Genomic DNA, 17,720 nt, shown 5'->3' on the forward strand with positions numbered 1-17,720 from the left:
CCTAAGGCCTAAGCCTCTGGCTGCGCAGGGTTACTGTGATTCGACCCATTGGCGGTATGCCGCCGCGCTCATCAACCCATCCAGCTCCCCGGTTTGGCTAGGGCGGATCTTGAACATCCACCCCTCGCCAAAGGGGGACTGGTTGAGCAGCTCGGGCTTGTCCGCCAGGGCCGCGTTGGTCTCCACAATTTCGCCGCTCACCGGGGCGTAGATGTCCGAAGCGGTCTTGACCGACTCCACCACCGCAATGGCCTCACCTGCGCTCACGGTTTTCCCCAGGCTGGGCAGCTCCACAAACACCACATCCCCGAGCTGCTCCTGGGCATAATCGGTGATCCCTACCACAACCTTATCGCCGTCCTGGCGAGCCCACTCATGCGACTGGCTATACTTGAGGGTTTCGGGATAGTCCATACCCCTCCAGTTTAGTGGACAAACGGGGTTTCTACGACCACCGCCGGTATGTTTTTACCCCGAATCTCGACCTCGAGGCCGGTCCCCGGCTCGGCCCACTCCGCGTTCACATAGGCCATCCCAATACCTACTTTGAGCACCGGGGAATGGGTCCCCGAAGTCACCTGACCCACCCTCGCCCCCTCCTTATGCACCCCGTAGCCTTCCCGGGGAATCCCCCCCTCCAAGCGCAACCCCACCAGCTTCTGCAGGCAGGGGCGGCCCATCATGGCCGCTTTGCCATAGAAGGTCTTGTAGGCCTTCACCACCCAGGCCAGCGGGGTACACAGCGGGCTGGTCTCGTCGGTAAGCTCATGGCCATACAGCGGGAACCCCGCCTCGAGCCGCAGGGTATCCCGGGCCCCCAGGCCACAGGGAACCACCCCCGCATCCAACAGCGCTTTCCACACCCCGCCCACCTCGTCGGGGGCCAAAAACACCTCATAGCCATCCTCGCCGGTATAGCCGGTTCGAGCCAACCGGGCCCACCTCCCCGCGAGTTTGGCCATGAAGGTGTCGTTCTTTTTTCGGCTGAGCAAATCCACCTCGCTGAGGGATTGCAGGATCTGTGCGGCTCGAGGCCCCTGCACCGCCAGCAGGGCAAAGGACTCTGAGGCGTTCTCGAGCCCCACCTCAAACCCAGCGGTAAGCCCATGCAGGTGAGCCCAGTCCTTCTCGATGTTGGCGGCATTGACCACCATCAGGTACTCAGCCTCACCGGTGCGGTACACATAGATGTCATCCACCAGCCCACCCTGGGCATTGGGCAGCATCGAGTACTGGGCCCGGCCCACCTTGAGCTTGGCCACATCGTTGAGGGTCACATGCTGCAGGAATTCCAACGCCTGGGGCCCCCGAATCCAGAACTCCCCCATGTGGCTGACATCGAATACCCCCGCCCCCTGCCGTACCGCCAGATGCTCGGCGGTAATCGAGGTGTACTGGATGGGCATCTCGAATCCAGCAAAGGGCACCATCTTCGCACCCAAGGCCAGGTGCTGTTCGTAAAGCGGTGTGGTTTTCATCTCAGCGTCCATATTACCGAAGGAAGGGGAGCTGCCACCCAGCCCTCCGCCCCCAGCAATAAAAACACATCCCAGAGGGATGCGTTTAGAGCAGCAAAAGCAGGTTTAGGTTGCCGCCACGACCCTCGAGAGCACCCCTCGGCTCACCGCCTTGAGGGTCTCAAACACCCCCATTCCATTGGTGGCGATCGCCTCATGCATCGCATAGCGCCCTTCGGGATCAATTACCGCCTGGATCATCTCGACCGGGAGGGCATCTTCGACATCCCGCTTGTTGGCCTGCAGCACCAGGGGAATCTCCTCCGCCTTGATGCCATACTCACTCAGGTTCTCCCGCAGGTTGCGCATGCTCTCAGCGTTGGCCCGCAGGCGGTTGGGGGCGCTATCGGCCACAAACACCACCCCGTCCACCCCGCGCAGGATCAGCTTGCGGCTGGCGTTGTAAAACACCTGCCCCGGCACGGTGTAGAGGTGAAAGCGGGTCTTGAAACCTTTGACCTCCCCCAGGTCTACCGGCAGGAAATCGAAGAATAGTGTGCGCTCATCCTCCGTCGCCAAAGAGACCATCTCCCCTTTTCGGTCTTGGGGCACCTGCTGGAAAACCCATTTGAGGTTGGTGGTCTTGCCGGACATCCCTGGGCCGTAGTAGACGATCTTGAAGTTGATTTCCCGTGCGGCGAAGTTGATCGTGCTCATCGTATTCCCTAGTTCAGTTCCCGAACAGCTCATCCAAAAGGGCGCTGGCCCCGTCGCGGTACTCGGTATCTATGCCCATCTTGGCCGGGCTTATGGCCGCGTCTTTGGTGAGGCCCTCCAGAGCGGACACCGCCCGTTTGCCGTAGAGCTTAATCCGCCCCACCGGAACCGAGCTGTCAAAAATCACCACCAACAAGGCCAGCTCCCCCACTTCCTCGGCGTACATCCCATGGGTGGAACCCTGGTGCAGCAGCTCATTGAAGCGGGGCTCGCCCAGCATTTTGGCCAGGGCCTGAGTCGCCGCGGCATTACCCGCCACCAGCGTGGCCAGGGAGTCCAACGAGGGCGGTCTCGGGGCCCATAGGGCTTCTTTGTGAGCCAGCACAAAACCTTTGCGGTCCAGCAAAAGCGCGTAGCGCGCCCCGCTCTCCCGCAGCAACTCGTCCAGGACGGCCATAGACTTCTCATAAGCCGCCCCATACAGCGCAATCGCTGGCTCAACCATAGTAGGCTAAGTCTAGCATGCAACCCTTACCCCCCCTTGTGACAAATTACGCTCGCGAAACCCTAGCCCGCTTGGTCGCCCTGCCCAGCGTCAGCGCCGAAGGCCGGGCCCTGGCCGAGACCGCCGATGCGGTGCGGGAGTTGCTCGAGGAGCTCGGCCTGCGGGTAGAGATCCACGCCACCCCTGGGGCCCCGGTGGTCTACGCCGAAGGCGGAGAGGGTGAAAAAACCCTGCTGTTCTACAACCATTACGACGTGCAGCCTGCGGATCCCCTGGAGCTATGGCACTCCGACCCCTTCACCCTAACCGAGCGCGAGGGCAGGCTATATGGGCGCGGAGCCAACGACGACAAGGGCGAGCTGGTCTCGAGGCTGGCCGCCCTAAAGTGGCTTCAAGAGGAGCACGGGCGCATCCCCTTGCGGGTGAAGTTTTGCCTCGAGGGGGAGGAGGAGATTGGAAGCCCCAACCTGGAGCATTACATTGAGGCGCATCAAGACCGGCTCAAAGCCGATGCGGTGATCTGGGAAGCCGGGGGGGTAGACGCGGCAGGCCGCCCCCAAATCTACTGCGGGCTGAAGGGGATCGTGGGCCTCGAGCTGTGGATCAAAACCGCGGCCTACGACCTGCACTCCTCCTATGGTGCGGTGGTGCAAAACCCCCTCTACCGCCTGTCCAAAGCCCTGGCCAGCCTGCGCGACGACGAGGGCAAGGTTTTGGTCAAGGGCTTCTATCAGCGAGTCCGGCCCTTGAGCCCACTCGAGGAGGAAACCCTGGCCCGCATCCCCGATGAGTCGCCCCAGCTAGCCCAGACCTTCGGAGTAGGGGGATTCTTGGCCGGGGTCAGCGGTCGGGCCTTTTACCAGAAGCTCCTGGCCGAGCCCTGCATCAACCTCAACGGGGTTCACGGGGGCTACGGCGGCCCCGGCTCCAAAACCGTGCTTCCCGCCGAGGCCTTTGCCAAGCTGGATGTCCGCCTGGTTCCTGATCAAGAGCCGCAAGAGATCATAGAGCTGATGCGGCAACACCTCGAGACCCACGGCTTCAACGATATCGAGCTGGTGGTCTCGGAGTTCGGCGAGCTCCCGGCACGCAGCGACTTGGCCGCCCCCTGGGTTCAGCAAGCCATCGCGGCCTGCCGCGAGGTCTACGGCCAAGAACCGGTGGTCTGGCCCAACTTCGCCGGATCAGGGCCGATGTACCCCTTTACCCACCTGCTCAAAGCGCCCGTGGTGGGGCTGGGGGTGGGGTATCCGGGCAGTAAAGTGCATAGCCCCGACGAGCATATCCGCCTTCAAGACTTCGAAGCGGGGATCGCTGTGGTCAAGCAGGCCATGGAGAAACTGGCCGGGTTGTGAGGTAGCCCATCCCGACTGTGCCCTCAGGCTCACCGCTCGAGCCGATCCCAGGCTAGGCTGAACCCATGCGTTGGGTATTTCTGGCCGTGCTTTGCAGCACAGCCTTTGCGCAAGCAGCACTCACCATTGACCAACTCTCCCAGCGTGCGTACGGTGCGGGCAATCTGAGCGTGGTGCAGACCATGGAGCGCACTCAAGACTTCACTCGCTACCTGGTGCGCTGGCCCTCCGACGGCGTCGTCCAGTATGGCTTTATGAACGTGCCTGTCGGGAAAGGGCCTTTCCCGGTAGTGCTGGTTCTACACGGCCATGTCAACCCGGCCACCTACCGCATCCTGACCTATACCACCCGCTACGCGGATGCCATTGCCCGTATGGGGTACGTGGTGCTCCACCCCAACTATTCCGGCCATCCCCCCTCTGGGGGCCGTCCCGAAGGGCTCTTTCGCGTCCAGTATGCCATTGATGTGCTGAACCTGGTGGCTCTGGTGCGCAAGCAGGCCGGGCAGGGGGTGCTGGCCCAGGCCGATGGAACCCGCATCGGGTTGTGGGGGCACAGCATGGGTGGAGGGATTGCTCAGCGGGTCGCGGTGGTGGATCCCAAGATCCGGGCGGTGGTGCTTTTGGGCTCGATGTCTGGGGACGAGCGGAAGAACGCCCGGCAAATCTACTATGTCTTTTCCGCCCGCACTCGAGGCCTGCGTGAATTGAGGGCCCCTCAAGCGGAGATTGACGCGGTCTCCCCGATCAACTATCTGAGCCGCACCCACGCTGCTTTTTCCATCCACCACGGCACCGCCGATGAACAAGTCCCCTATGCCTGGAGCGTGGAGCTCTGCCAGAAGCTCAAGGCCCTGGGAAAATCGGTGGAGTGCTTCAGCTATGCCGGTGGGCGGCACAACCTGCACGGGGCCTTGGATGCGGAATTCCTGTCCCGGGTGCGCGATTTTTTCCGCCGAACCCTTTGATGAGCCCTCCGCACCGAGCACCAATGGGGAGCCTCGAGGGGCTTTATGTGCACGTACCGTTTTGTCCCACCCTCTGCCCCTACTGCGACTTTCAGGTGGTGCGGCGGTTTGGGGGGATCGTCGAGGCCTATCTGAAGCGCCTCGGCGAGGAGGCCAGGGAACTCCACGCTAGCCACCCAGAGCCGCTTCAAACGCTGTACTTGGGTGGGGGAACCCCCAGCTTTTTGCGCAGCGCCGAATTGGCTCGTCTCCGCGAAGCCTTGCCGTGGGGGTTGGAGGGGGCTGAGGTCACCCTGGAGGCCAACCCCGGCACCCTGAACCGGGAGCGGCTCGAGCTGCTCCGAGCCTTGGGGGTCAATCGCCTTTCAATTGGAGTGCAGAGCTTTCAAGACCCGGTGCTCAAAACCCTGGGCCGGGCCCACGGGCGCAAAGGCGCCCTGAAGGCGGTGGAGATGAGCCTGGAGACCGGTTTCCGCACCTCGCTAGACTTGATTCTGGGCCTGCCCGGACAGGAGCTCGAGGCCGACCTGCGCGAAGCCCGCGCCCTGGGCGTGGGGCATATTTCGGCCTACACCCTGCAAATAGAGCCCGGCACGCCCTTCGAGCTGGCCAATCTGCACACCGATGAGGAGCAGGAAGCCCTGGCTTTTGAAAGGGCCGAGGAAATTCTAGGGGAGGCGGGGTTGGTCCGCTACGAGGTCTCGAATTTCGCCCGACCAGGGCAGGAAAGCCGGCATAATCGCCTCTACTGGCAGACCCGGTTTTGGGGGGCCCTGGGCCCAGGAGCCGCCGGGCACTACCGGGCCGGTCAGGGGGTGTACTCGAGGCGAACCACCAACCCCCCGCTCCCGCGCTGGCTGGGTGGGGAAGCGCCTCTGGTAGAGGAAATCGGTCCGCTCGAGCACGCCCGAGAAGCCCTGATGCTGGGCCTGCGGCTGCGGGAAGGGGTGGATGTCCAGGCGATCGAGCGCCGGACCGGGCTCGAGCTGTGGGAAGCCTTGTCCCCTCGCATGGAGAAGCTAGTGGCCCAGGGAGCGCTCCGGGCAGAGGGCCAACGACTCTCTGTGCCCAATCTGAACCTTGTCCACGGAGCGGTGCTCGAGCTGTGGGAAGGGCTCGAGGCCTCCCCCCTATAGGGCTTCCAGCTCCGCTCGCCGATCGGCCTCGGGCCAATGGGACTCCAGCAGATTCAAGCCGCGCAGAATGGGAGCCGCGTTGGCTACCAAGGCCACCACCCCCAGCGTGACCAGCCCTCCGGCCCACACCGCCCGACGCACCCCTAAAAGGCTGGCAGCCATGCCGCTTTCAAAGGCCCCGATCTCGTTGGAGGCCCCAATAAAGATCGAGCTCACGGCGGCGATGCGCCCACGCATCGCATCCGGAGAGCGCAACCGCAGGATCAAGCGGCGCACCACCATGCTCACCCCATCAAACCCCCCGGAGAGGGCCAGCATGGCCAGGGAAAGGATAAAGCTCTGCGAGAATCCAAAAACGATAATGCTCACCCCAAACCCGGCCACACTCGCCAGCAGCCAACGGCCCGCGTGCCGAAGCGGCGGATATCGGGCAGCAATCAGCATGGCCACCAGTGCACCCACGCTGGGAGCAGCCGCCATCAAACCCAAGCCCTGCGGTCCAACCTTGAGCAAGTCATTGGCAAAAGCAGGCAGCAAGGCAATGGCTCCCCCAAAAAGCACTGCGAACAAGTCCAAGGCCATCGAGGCCCACAACACCTGTTGACCAAACACATAGCGATACCCAGCCCTGATGCTCTGCCAAACCGATTCCCCCTGGGCTTGAGGCAGCGGAGGAGCTTTAGGTCGGATCATTCCCACGCTCACGGTTGCAATTGCGTAGAAAACCGCCGCAATCCCAAAGGCTCCTCTAGCCCCAAGCGTGCCGTAGAGCAGGCCCCCCAAGGCCGGGCCAAGAATTGCACAAGCTTGCCCGGCGCTCGAGAAGTACGTGGAGGCTCGGGCCAGCTGGACCCGCGGCACCACCATGGCTTCCAAAGCCCCTGAGGCCGGGTCCGCGAAGCCTCGAGCCAAGCCGGTGACAAACACCACCACATACACCGCAACCAGGGCCAGCCCCGTGCTCGAGGAGAGCCCAGCCAACCCCAGCGCGCCCAGCAAAGCGATCCCCCGCGTCGCCAGCAAAATCCCCCGCCGATCAAAGCGATCCGCAAGATGGCCGCCCAGGAGGGCGAAGGAAAGAGCCGGAATCGCCTCGACCAACCCCAGGATGCCTAGGGAGAGCGGGTTATGGGTACGTTCATATACCCGGTAGCCAATCACCACCGCCAGCATGGCCCCTGCCAGGGTACTCGCCGCACTGGACAGGAGCATCAGGCGAAACTCGGGGTTGCTCAGCACTGAAGCTGCATTGTCCCGAAGGGAAGAATCGCTGCTCAAGGTCTCTCTCGCAGGAGGTTCAGTCTATCAGGTAGAGCAGGTCGTTAACGGCCTGAGCGTACTGGGTAGGGGCCAAACCCCGCTTAGGGATGCGAAACCCCGGTGGGTACTGAGTTTTCTCAATGCCCCAACCCAGATCCCGCAGGGCTTTGGCGTCGTAGTCAAGGTTAGGGCGATCAAACGCGATCTGCAGAGCCAGCATATCCTCGGTGATGGAGATCACCCCCTTGGACTCCGCTACCAGGCGGAGTTTGCTGAGGGCCAGGAAGTTTTCCACCTCCTCGGGTGCGGGGCCGTAGCGCTCCTTGAGTTCCCTGGCGATGCGAGAAAGCTGGGCCAGGTTGCGGGTCTCGGCCAGGCGGCCATAATAGCGGCTGCGGGCGGCTGCGCTGGGGATGTACTCGGGGGTAAGGCGGGCCGAAAGCTGGAGGTCGAGGGTAACGTGGCGCTCGAGCTCCACCTTTTCTCCCTTGAGCTTCTGGATGGCCTCGGCCAGCAGCTCGGTGTAAACTTCTAAACTCACCGCCCGAATAAAGCCGTGCTGCTCTGGGCCCAGCAGATTCCCTACCCCACGGATCTCCATATCCTTCTCCGCCAACAAATGCCCCGAGCCCAGGTCGGAGAGGTCGGCAATGGCGCTCAGGCGGCGCTCGGCCCCTTCGGTCAGGCGCAGGGGGTGAAAGAGGAAAGCGTAGGCCTCCTGGTCTCGTCGTCCTACCCGGCCCCTAAGCTGATAAAGCGCAGCCAGACCCAGCTTGTCGGCCCGCTCCACAATAATGGTGTTGGCCTCGGGGATGTCCAGCCCCGACTCGATGATGGTGGTGGCCAGCAGCACATCAAACGCCCCCTCACTGAAGGCCAGCATGGTCTCCTCTACGTCGGCCTCGGCCATCTGCCCATGCACCACCCCGATGCGGGCTTCGGGGACCAGGGCCTCTAAATACCTACGCCGGGCCAGGATGGTGGATACCCGGTCATGAACATAGAAGGTCCGACCCCCACGCTCGAGCTCATCCATGATCGCCGCCCGTACCAGGGCCGGGTCGTAGGGTGAGAGTACGGTCTGGATGGGGCGACGCCCCTGTGGGGGGGTCTGGATGCTGCTGAGATCACGCAGCCCTACCAGCGCGCTGTAGAGGGTGCGAGGGATCGGGGTGGCCGAGAGGAATAGGGTATCTACGGACTCGGTCAGCTCGCGGATGCGTTCCTTCTGGGCCACGCCAAAGCGGTGCTCCTCGTCCACCACCAAAAGCCCCAGGTCTTTGAACTTAACATCCGGTGAAAGCAGCCGGTGGGTGCCGATCACCAGGTCTACCGCTCCAGACTCCAGGCCCTTCAGGGCTGCGGTAGCCTCGCGGTCAGAGGTGAAGCGCGAAAGCCCCACCACCCGCACCGGCAGCCCCTCGAGCCGGGCCCGAAAGGTCTGGGTGTGCTGCTCGGCCAACAGGGTCGTGGGCACCAACACCGCCACCTGCGCCCCGTGGCCCAACACCCGGGCCGCGGCACGAATCGCCACCTCGGTCTTGCCGAAGCCCACATCCCCCGAGATCAAGCGCTCCATGGGGCGGGGAGCCTCGAGGTCCCGCAGGGTCTCATCCAAGGCTTTTTGCTGGTCGGCGGTGAGCTCATGAGGAAAGTTGCGCTCGATCAGCGGATCCCACTCCGGCAGCGGCGCAAAGGCCCGCCCCGGTGCCGCCTCCCGCTTGGCATGCAGCACCAGCATCCGCTGGGCCAGTTCCTCGGCGTCTTTCTGGGCTTTTTCCCGGGTGCGCCGCCACTCGCCCTTGCCCAGGCTCGAGAGGGCCGGGGGGTCGTCGGTGGTCCCTGGGTGTCGCTTCAGCAAGGGCAGTTGCTCCACCGGGAGGTACATCCGGCCCTCGCCGGCGTAGCGCAGCAGCAGGTAGTCGCGTTTGGCCCCCAGCACCTCCCGGGTTTCCAGGCCCAGGTACTGCCCAATCCCGTGCTCGGGGTGAATCAGAAAATCCCCCACCCCCAAAGCCCCAGGGTCTTCGGTGGTCCCCACGATCCGCCGGGTTCGCACCGCCTCAGCGGCCCCAAAGGCATAAAGGTGGGCCTCGGTAAGATAGACGGTGCGGTTGGCCGGATCCAGAAAGCCCCCTTCAAAGGGGGCAGGAACCAGGTTGAGGGTTCCAGGCTCCAGGCTCAAAATCCCAGTGGAGCGGGTGGGAAGCCCCTCGAGCTTGGAGAGCAGGTAGCTTCGACTTTTGCTGTGGCGGTAGAAAAACGCCGCGGCATACCCCGCCTCGAGCCACCCCCGCACCTCTTCTACGAACTGGGAGACCCGGGCCCGGTAAGGCGGTAGGGAACGGTAACCCAAATCCAGAGGGGGCAGCTCCGGCCCGCCCAGACCAAACGCAACCTGCTCACGCCCTTCCAGGAGCGGCCACAGCTCGGGCGGGGCTAGAGCCGGGGTATCGAGGAAGACCGGGCCTGGGAAATGCAGCACCTTGAAGGAGTCCCAGACCTCTGCTTTGCCTTCTTTGGCCGCCAGAACATGCCGATGAACCGGTTTTGCATCCACCCACAGCCGGTCTAGCTCATCGCCAAAAAACTCCAGCCGCACCCCCTCGATCTCCAGCACCTCCCCTTGCACCCGCACCTCCTCTTCCCGCAGGTATCCCATCCGCAGCAACCGCTCCAGCAGCTCCTCGCGCAGGTAATGCCGCCCCACCTCGAGCACCAGCCGCCAGGCCTCGGGGTCCGCCGGGAAGGGGCTCAGAGCCTGGGGGTAGCTCATCACCACGGTCTGGGCCTCCCCTACCGCCTGGGGGCCGGGGTTCAGATAGGCCGACACCCCAAAGGCGGCCAGGTCGGCGTATAGGCTCAGCCGCTCCTCAGGAACCAGCAAGAGTTTCGGACCGGGGTATTCCGCGAAGACTTTGGCCCGGGCTACCTGAGGCAGTCCGGGTAGGTAGTGGGCCAGGGGAAGGGTGGGGTCGTGAACCATGCAACCTGTTCAGTTTACGCATTTCACCTACTGGTAAAGGGGGCCAGGTTCACAGGCCGAAGGCCGGCTGTAGAAGAGGGTATGATGTCGGGCAGCGGTATGGCCGAGGTTTTGATCATCTCCGCAGGCAACGCCGAGGACCTTATCGGGGCCACTTTAGCCCAACATCTGAATGCCGAGGTGCTGGCCCTTCCGCTGGTTGGCCAGGGCAGGCGCTATGAAGGGGTTGCGAAGGCCATCCTGGGGCCCAGAAACCCCATGCCTTCGGGGGGGTTTCCCTTCAACAGTCTGGATAACCTCATGGCCGATCTGCGGGCGGGGTTTATCCGGGATAGTCTCGAGCAGTGGCGCGTGTCCAGTCAAATCGGTAAGCGGGTCCAGGCCATTGCCGTAGTCGGCGACGCCTATGCTCTGGGGGTGGGGGTGCTGGCCCACCGCAGCAGTCGAGCGGCCCTATTCCACCTCCAACCCCAGATTTCCCGCTATTACTGGGGAGAGCGCAGCACCTGGGAGCGCCTCAAGCAGTTCAACCAGTTCGGTGCGGAAGACTATCTATGGTACGAGCGGTGGATGCACCGCTATGTCCAGGCGGTTTTTGTACGCGATAAACCCAGCGAGGCCCGGGCCCACCAGTTGGGGATGTCCAAGGCCCGCTTCGTAGGCAGCATGGCCATGGATACGCTGGGCCCACCCGAGCGCGACCTAAGCCCCTGGTTGGACGGTCGCCCGGTACTGGCCCTGCTCCCAGGGACCCGTGGGGATGTTCTGTTTAGTCTGCCGCTGATGCTCGAGGCGGCGTCACGGTTGCCAGAGACCCAAGCCTTAGTGGCCTGGGCCGGGGATTTCCAGAACCTCCCCCTGCCCGAGGGTTGGGGCCTCCAGGTGCAGGACGCACAAACCGCCGTAGCAGGGTCAGGGCAGCACCGGGTCTGGCTGTTGCGGGGCGCGTTCTCGGCCATTTTGCACGTGGGGCAGGTAGCCATCGGCACCGCCGGAACCGCCAATGAACAGGCCGCGGGGATGGGCCTGCCCGTGGTGAGCTTCCCGACTCGAGGGCCACAATACCTGCTGCCCAATGCCCTCCGCCAAGCCCGGCTGCTGGGACGGGCCCTCGCGCTGGTCGAGGCCCACCCTGACGTGGTTGCGGAAGCGGTACGGGCGCGGCTGCTCGAGGGCCCTTTGCGGGCCGCCGCTCAACAGGATGGCTACGAGCGCAATGGGCCGCGCGGGGCCCTACCCCAGATCGCCCGCACCCTTCACCGCGCGCTTGGGATATAGGGCTTCCAGCCTCAAAACTTTCTCCCGCGGGGCCTCTTGGCTTCGCTACAATAACCGACGATGGTCCCTTCACATGGCGCAGGCTCCAGGCCAGCAATTGCCTTCATCACCGATGCGGTCCGGGTTGCTGGGAGCGAGGTCTGGCTCTTGGAAACCCTGCCGCGGTTGCGGGCAGCCGGGCTCGAGCCGAGCGTCTACTTCCCTCCGCACCCTGGCCTGGATGCCTTCACTGCCCGTTTTTCCGAGGCGGGAATCAGGGTCGAGCGCTACGCCGATTGGGAGGAGCTGGCCCACCAAACCGCAGCACTGGATCTGCGAATCGTTCAGGCCGGAAACCCCCAGACCTACACCGCACTGCTCCCCCGGCTGACCAGACCCCGACTGGTGTTGTCGCACGATCAGATGCGGTTTTTCTACCCCCTGGGCCTCGAGGCCCTCTACCGGGCTCTCTTCGCCCTGAGCAAAGCCCGGGCCTGGCGAGCAGCCGATGGGGTCTTGACGGTCTCGAGCTGGGCGGCTGAATTCCTGCATAGCCTGGGGTTATCCCAGGCCGTAGGGCTTTTTAACGGGGTAGATCCCCAGCGGTTTCGCCCCGCCACCCCCGCCGAGCGGGTACAGCTCCGGGCAACCTTCGGGTTTAACCGCTTCACCGTGCTCTACCCAGCCCGGCTCTCGCCGGAAAAGAACCATTGGGCCCTGCTGGGAACAGCCCGGCGAACTCCAGAATACCGCTATGTGCTGGTAGGTGAGGGGGAGTTGACAGGGCTACTCCGGCGCCTCGCCCCAGGCAATGTGGAGTTTTGGGGCCGCCGCACCGACCTCCCCCAGCTCTACCGAGCCGCTGACACCCTGCTCCAACCCACCCTGGCCGAAAACCAGTCGCTGGCAACGTTGGAGGCCATGGCATCGGGGTTACCGGTGGTGACCAGTCTAATCCCGGCGCAGCTCGAGCTCATCACCCCTGAGGTCACGGGGCTGGCGCTAAGACCTGTCCCTGCCCTGCTGGCCCAGGCCCTGCGGCGCCTCGAGCAAACCCCCACCCTGGGCCAGCGGCTGGGTCAGGCCGCCCGTGAGCATGTCCTAAAGCACCATACCCTAGAAGCCTCAGCCCAGCGCCTAGCCCAGGCCTTGTGGCACTACCTCTAGCCCAGACCCCTTTAGGTCTGGAAAGGCCTAAACCCGACTGTGCTAACATAGTCCCGTGCGTTTATATCGGGTCGGGCTGTTTTCCGACGCTTATCTCCCCAGCCCTAATGGGGTGGCCACCAGCGTGTACCTGCTGATGCGCGAGCTACGCCGCATGGGACACGAGGCCTGGGTGCTGGCCCCTGAAATTCCCGAATACGACCGGCAGGAAGAGTGGGTGGTGCGGGTTCCCAGTGTTCCTTACCCCTTTTTTGAGGGACAACGGCTGGCCATGCCCAGCAACCGTTACCTTCCCACCGAGTTCGAGATTTTCCACACCCATGATCCACTGTTCATCGGCATCTGGGGGGCTCGGCTGGCCTACCGCCAACAATCCCCCCATGTCTCCACCTTTCACACCCACCTCGAGAAGTACGCTCATTACATCCCCGGCGTAGCTACGCTGGAAAAGTACACCGGGCTCATGACCCGAGTGTGCCAGGCTTTTTACAACCGGGCCGATCTGGTAATTGCCCCTACCCAGAGCTTTGCCAAGCTGGTAGAAAACTTCTACGAGGTCGAGCGCGAGATCCGGGTAATCCCTACCGGCATTGACACCGAGATTCTAGAGTCTGCCCCTGAGCCGCCCTCGCCCTGGCCGAGCGGCAAGCGCCGCCTGCTGCACGTGGGCCGGCTGGGCGAGGAAAAAAGCGTGGATGTGGTGATTCGGGCCCTAGCGGAAATTCGCCAAGAGAGCGATGCCCACCTGGCCCTGGTGGGGATTGGGCCGCAGCAAGAGGAGCTGGCCCAACTCAGCGCCGAGCTTGGCCTGAGCGAGCACGTAACCTTCGTGGGGCGGGTGCCCTATGACCGCATCGGGGGTTACTACCGCATGGCCGAGCTGTTCTTATTCGCCAGCACCACGGAAACCCAGGGCCTGGTGGTCTGGGAAGCGGAGGCCATGGGGGTGCCGGTGGTGGCGGTGCGGGCGGAGGGGGTAATGGACGGGGTAGACCCTGGGGCCAGCGGCTACTTGGTGGAGGTGGGCGACCACCGGGCCATGGCGGCCAAGGCCCTCGAGGTGCTGCGGGATGAGGGGTTGCGCCAACGCCTGAGCCTGGGGGCTCGGTCGTTCGCCGACCGTCGCAGCGCCAAGCGGGTAGCCGAGGCCATCGTGGAGGTCTACGACCAGGCCACCCAGCTTGTCGAGGTCGAGCCTCGGCGGCTCAAGATTCCTTTCCCCCGCCTCCCGCGAAATAGCCTTCAGGGTTCCCGCTGAGGTTTTTGAGCTGCTGAGCGAAGAAGCGCCCCCAGCCTGCTTGGACCCGTCTCGAGCTGGTGCGGACCAGGGCGTCCCGCACATAGCGTACCCGGCCTTTGGGCTTCAGCTTTAGCCCCAAGAGCACATCCTCCCGGGCCTCTACCGCGGGATAACCGCCCACCTCAAGGGCCACAGCCCGGTCAAAGGCCATATTGGCCGCGGCCAGGTTGGGCTGGCCCAGCAGGGCCATCAGCTTGAGGAACACCCCATACCCCACCTCGGTAAGCTCTTCTTGCCACCAGGGCAGACCGAACATCCGTAGGGGGCCGTATAGGGCCACGCTGCCGGCCATCTGGGCCTCCAGGGCCTCGAGCCAGCCCGCAACCGGCCGGCTGTCGGCATCGGTGGTGGCCACCCAGTCCCCGGTAGCAGCCTCCAGACCGGCCTGGCGGGCCAACGCCACCCCTGGGGTGGGGCAGATCACCACCCTAGCCCCGAGCGCGGCGGCGATGGTCCCCGTGCGGTCCATAGAGCCGTTGTCCACCACCACCACTTCATCGGGAGGGCGGGTCTGAGCCGCCAAAGCCCGCAAGCAGGACTGGAGGTAGGCTTCCTCGTTGCGGGCTGGAATTACCACCGAGATACGCACGGGTATACTCTAAAACGTGCGGATGCGAAATGTGCAGCGGATCTCCCCCTGGCGGTTGCGGGGGATCTCTCCGCTGCTCCGGATCATCCTGGCCTGGGGGCTCCTGGAAGGGGTACGCAGTGGGTTTTATGGGGGCTACCTCCCCATCCGCGCCGGTGACCTCGGCCTCACCCTCACCGTGACCGGAACCGCCTTCAGTCTGCACTTGCTGGCCGATACTTTTGGTCGCCCGATCGGGGGGTATCTGGTGCAGCGGCTCGGGCTAGGTCTGACCGCTGCGGGTGGGGCGGCGGTGGGCCTGCTGGCCCTCCTGATCGTACCGGTGACCCAGTCCCCGCTGCTGCTGTTTGCCCTGAGCATCCTCTGGGGGATCTCGCTCTCGGCCGTGGTTCCAGGGATGTACACCCTCAGCAGCCGCCAAGCCGTGAAGGGCCGGGAAAGCCGGGCCATTACCCTGACCCAGATGCTCACCTCGCCCTGGTCGGGGATCGGCTTTTTTGGGATTGGGTTTCTCTCCAAACTCGCCCCCACCCTGGCTCAGGATCTCCTGATCGGAGGCCAGGCGCTGGCCCTAGCGGTAGCCGCCACGCTGATCTTCCGACCCGAACGGGTACCCCCGGCCCCAAAGCAGGAGTACTATCCCTGGACCCGCCTTTTGCTCTTCATACCGGCGGCTTTTGGCCAGACCTTTGCCCCCATGCTCTTCAGCCAGCTGATCTTCCCTTATGCCCGGGCAACCGGGATTGCAGGTGGGTGGATGGTGGCCTTGGTGGCCCTTGGTGGGGTGTTGTCGTATGTTCTGGTGCCTTGGACAGCCCGTTATGCTGACAAGCACAGCCCGCGCTGGCTCTTGATCGGTGGATTAGCCCTGATGGGTCTGGCAGTTATCGGATTAGCCAGCCAGCCCGCGCTACCGCTGCTGTTGCTGATCGCGGTGGGGGCTGGGGTGGGGCTGGCCACCTTTGGGCCAGGCTGGAATGGGCTGGTGGTCAGGTTGCTCCCCGAAAACAACCGGGCCGCGGCCTGGGGCACGCTGTTGGCAGTGGAAGGATTGGGAACCGCGCTGGGCCCAGCCGCAGGACAGACCCTGGCCCAAACCGTGGGGATTACCGCCCCGTTCTTCCTTTCCGGAGCCATCTTGCTGGCCCTGAGCCTGTTCTATCTCATCGCCTTATGGAGGCCCTTCTGGAAATCGCACTCCTGATCGCCTTTATCTTGCTGCTCTACGCGCTCAGCGATCTGCTCTTCCGCTGGATGGGGTTGGGAGCCCTGGCTTGGGGCAGCCGAGCCGAGACCAAGATCGCCCTCACCTTCGATGATGGCCCCTCGGAGCAGACCGAGGCCCTGCTCGAGCTCCTCCGTCGGCATGGGGCCAAAGCCACCTTTTTCCTCACCGGTCAGCAGGCCGAGCGCTATCCCCAGCAGGTAGAACAACTGCGGCAGGAGGGGCACCAGCTCGAGGCCCACGGGTATTGGCATCGCCCCGCCTGGTGGATGGCCCCTTGGACTGAGTGGGTCCACATCGCCCGCAGTTCTGGGCGGCTATACCGCCCCCCCTGGGGTCTCCATTCCCCCTTCACTCGAGCCTTCGCAGCCTTACAGGGCAAGCAAATCGCCCTGTGGGACACCGAATCCCGGGATTGGCTCGAGGAGAGCCCGGCAGAGATCACCGCCCGTCTGATCTTCTACACCAAGCCCGGATCGGTGCTGCTCTTCCACGATGGCCCCGAGCGCACTCTGCAGGTGCTGGAGCACCTTCTCCCGCGCCTCAACGAGCTGGGCTACCAAGCCGTCAGCCTGAACCAACTGGACCTCCGGCCCCTGGGGCCGCGCGGGGGAATTCTGCGGGCCCTGCAGGGGTTTGAGGAACGCTACAACCATCAGCATGGCGCTTTCCGGGCCGGGTATCGGCCTTTTGATCTCTTCCGGCTGGAGAAAAAACCCTTTCCAGGGCCCTCGGTGGAGGGCATTCCCCCCGGCGTGCCCTGCTATGAGGTGCACCTCGAGTCGGCCCGCGTGAGCGCCTTGAGCCCCATGCAGGTCTTCCGGGCTTTCCGCGAAAGCCTGAAGGAGGTAGCCAAACAGGTCCAGACCGACCCAGAGATCCAGTTGATCTACGGCCACAGCTATCTGGCCCACGCGGCCCGGGTAGTAGGGTTTCGCAGCGCCCCCCTGCCCGCTCGAGAGGCCCTGCTGGCCACCCTGGCCAGCCACTGGTTTTTATGGCTCTACCGGGGCGAGTTGCCCAAGCGCGGGCGCAACCAGGCTGCGCTTTCCTATATGACCCGCGAGGCCTTGCTGCGCCAGTATGGTCAGGCTCTGGAGGAAGGGACTCGAGCCTGAAGCCAAAACCGTTTCCGGGCCTGGGGGAGGCTCTGGCGCAAATCCACCTTCTTCACCGCAAACCCGGCCTCCTCCAGGCCGCGCCTCAGCGCTCCAGCCACCGAGTAGGTGGCCAGGCGGGCGCCCGGCTGGGCGGCCCCAAACAGCCGCTGCAACACCCCAGGACTCCAGGGCTCGGGGTTCACCCCCGGATCGAAGGGGTCAAGGTAGATCGCGCTGGCCCAGAGGTCGGGGAAAACCGCGGTGCTTACATCCTCGAGGCGAAGCTCGAGCCGCCCCCACGGGCCTTCCAGCACCCAAGGAGAGGACCGGGCCGCAAACCCCTCCAACACCCCCTGCCAAACCGCCTCAGCCGGAGGCGTGAGCGGTAGGGGAACGGTCTCGAGCACCCGCCGTTCCACCGGGAGGTACTCGTAGGCCAGGTATTCCAGCCGCACCCCCCGGGTCATGGCATCCTGAAGCGTGACCCTGAAGTTCACCCCCAGTCCGAAACCGACCTCGAGCACCTTTGGGCAGGGATGCCGGTGGGTCTCGGTGAGCTTGAGGTACAGCTCGGTGGCCTGGGTTAGTGCACCGTGCCTTGAGCTGTAGGGAACACCGAACCGGGGATGCAGCAGGGTGGTTGAGCCATCGTCGGTCAAAATGGGCTTGAATTCGGGCTCGAGCCGCACCGCTACCCC

Annotated in this window: 16 protein-coding genes; 8 read left to right on the plus strand and 8 right to left on the minus strand. The window is 64.1% G+C overall.

What is annotated here, in order from left to right; genetic code table 11:
• Nucleotides 1–30: 30 nt before the first annotated feature.
• From gcvH to mglB, 4 genes are all read right to left on the minus strand, one after another.
• Entirely contained in the window at nt 31–414 is a 384-nt protein-coding gene (gene gcvH, locus Mgrana_RS08065) for a glycine cleavage system protein GcvH (RefSeq protein ID WP_119357099.1), read from the minus strand.
• A gap of 11 nt (nt 415–425) precedes the next feature.
• Nucleotides 426–1,478 carry a glycine cleavage system aminomethyltransferase GcvT gene (gene gcvT, locus Mgrana_RS08070; RefSeq protein ID WP_119357140.1) on the minus strand — a complete coding sequence of 351 codons (1,053 nt, stop codon included), beginning with the start codon at nt 1,476–1,478 and terminating at the stop codon, nt 426–428.
• A 105-nt stretch (nt 1,479–1,583) separates the two neighbouring features.
• On the minus strand, nt 1,584–2,174 hold the full coding sequence (gene mglA, locus Mgrana_RS08075; protein ID WP_119357100.1) for a GTPase MglA: 591 nt from the start codon (nt 2,172–2,174) through the stop codon (nt 1,584–1,586).
• 13 nt (nt 2,175–2,187) lie between these two features.
• Complete coding sequence (mglB, locus tag Mgrana_RS08080) at nt 2,188–2,679, minus strand: GTPase-activating protein MglB (protein WP_119357101.1); 492 nt, start codon at nt 2,677–2,679, stop codon at nt 2,188–2,190.
• Nucleotides 2,680–2,696: 17 nt separating this feature from the next.
• Between mglB and Mgrana_RS08085 the strand changes: the two genes are divergently transcribed.
• The 3 genes from Mgrana_RS08085 to hemW all read left to right on the plus strand — a co-directional run bounded on the left by Mgrana_RS08085 (nt 2,697) and on the right by hemW (nt 6,138).
• The gene (locus Mgrana_RS08085) at nt 2,697–4,034 is read left to right on the plus strand and encodes a M20/M25/M40 family metallo-hydrolase (RefSeq protein WP_119357102.1); all 1,338 of its coding nucleotides are present in this window, start codon (nt 2,697–2,699) and stop codon (nt 4,032–4,034) included.
• 65 nt (nt 4,035–4,099) lie between these two features.
• Nucleotides 4,100–5,002 (plus strand): alpha/beta hydrolase family protein, encoded by a 903-nt coding sequence (locus Mgrana_RS08090; protein ID WP_119357103.1) that lies wholly within the window; start codon nt 4,100–4,102, stop codon nt 5,000–5,002.
• Nucleotides 5,003–5,025: 23 nt separating this feature from the next.
• Entirely contained in the window at nt 5,026–6,138 is a 1,113-nt protein-coding gene (gene hemW, locus Mgrana_RS08095) for a radical SAM family heme chaperone HemW (RefSeq protein WP_119357104.1), read from the plus strand.
• On the opposite strand, the gene Mgrana_RS08100 is transcribed toward hemW, so the two are convergent.
• Both Mgrana_RS08100 and mfd read right to left on the minus strand, forming a co-directional pair.
• Nucleotides 6,133–7,377, minus strand: coding sequence for an MFS transporter (locus Mgrana_RS08100; RefSeq protein WP_206075065.1), 1,245 nt, complete (start codon nt 7,375–7,377; stop codon nt 6,133–6,135). The genes hemW and Mgrana_RS08100 overlap by 6 nt on opposite strands.
• A 58-nt stretch (nt 7,378–7,435) precedes the next feature.
• Nucleotides 7,436–10,384, minus strand: a complete 2,949-nt coding sequence (gene mfd / locus Mgrana_RS08105; protein WP_119357105.1) for a transcription-repair coupling factor — start codon at nt 10,382–10,384, stop codon at nt 7,436–7,438.
• A 99-nt stretch (nt 10,385–10,483) separates the two neighbouring features.
• On the opposite strand from mfd, the gene Mgrana_RS08110 reads away from it, so the two are divergent.
• The 3 genes from Mgrana_RS08110 to Mgrana_RS08120 are packed head-to-tail and all read left to right on the plus strand — an operon-like array spanning nt 10,484 to nt 14,066.
• Nucleotides 10,484–11,662, plus strand: coding sequence for a lipid-A-disaccharide synthase-related protein (locus Mgrana_RS08110; RefSeq protein WP_119357106.1), 1,179 nt, complete (start codon nt 10,484–10,486; stop codon nt 11,660–11,662).
• 60 nt (nt 11,663–11,722) lie between these two features.
• Complete coding sequence (locus Mgrana_RS08115; protein ID WP_119357107.1) at nt 11,723–12,808, plus strand: glycosyltransferase family 4 protein; 1,086 nt, start codon at nt 11,723–11,725, stop codon at nt 12,806–12,808.
• Nucleotides 12,809–12,863: 55 nt separating this feature from the next.
• Nucleotides 12,864–14,066 (plus strand): glycosyltransferase family 4 protein, encoded by a 1,203-nt coding sequence (locus Mgrana_RS08120; RefSeq protein ID WP_119357108.1) that lies wholly within the window; start codon nt 12,864–12,866, stop codon nt 14,064–14,066.
• Here the strand turns inward: Mgrana_RS08120 and Mgrana_RS08125 are convergent.
• Nucleotides 14,014–14,697, minus strand: a complete 684-nt coding sequence (locus Mgrana_RS08125) for a glycosyltransferase family 2 protein (RefSeq protein WP_119357109.1) — start codon at nt 14,695–14,697, stop codon at nt 14,014–14,016. The genes Mgrana_RS08120 and Mgrana_RS08125 overlap by 53 nt on opposite strands.
• A gap of 22 nt (nt 14,698–14,719) precedes the next feature.
• On the opposite strand from Mgrana_RS08125, the gene Mgrana_RS08130 reads away from it, so the two are divergent.
• Together Mgrana_RS08130 and Mgrana_RS08135 are read left to right on the plus strand one after the other, a co-directional pair.
• Nucleotides 14,720–15,901, plus strand: a complete 1,182-nt coding sequence (locus Mgrana_RS08130) for an MFS transporter (protein ID WP_119357110.1) — start codon at nt 14,720–14,722, stop codon at nt 15,899–15,901.
• Nucleotides 15,871–17,040 carry a polysaccharide deacetylase family protein gene (locus tag Mgrana_RS08135; RefSeq protein ID WP_186813117.1) on the plus strand — a complete coding sequence of 390 codons (1,170 nt, stop codon included), beginning with the start codon at nt 15,871–15,873 and terminating at the stop codon, nt 17,038–17,040. Before Mgrana_RS08130 ends, Mgrana_RS08135 begins: the two co-directional genes overlap by 31 nt.
• Here Mgrana_RS08135 and mnmC2 read toward each other — a convergent pair.
• Nucleotides 17,010–17,711, minus strand: a complete 702-nt coding sequence (gene mnmC2, locus Mgrana_RS08140; RefSeq protein ID WP_170146431.1) for a tRNA (5-methylaminomethyl-2-thiouridine)(34)-methyltransferase MnmC2 — start codon at nt 17,709–17,711, stop codon at nt 17,010–17,012. The genes Mgrana_RS08135 and mnmC2 overlap by 31 nt on opposite strands.
• Between the last annotated feature and the right edge of the window lie 9 nt (nt 17,712–17,720).

The organism is Meiothermus granaticius NBRC 107808 (assembly GCF_003574355.1).
GTDB lineage: Bacteria > Deinococcota > Deinococci > Deinococcales > Thermaceae > Meiothermus > Meiothermus granaticius.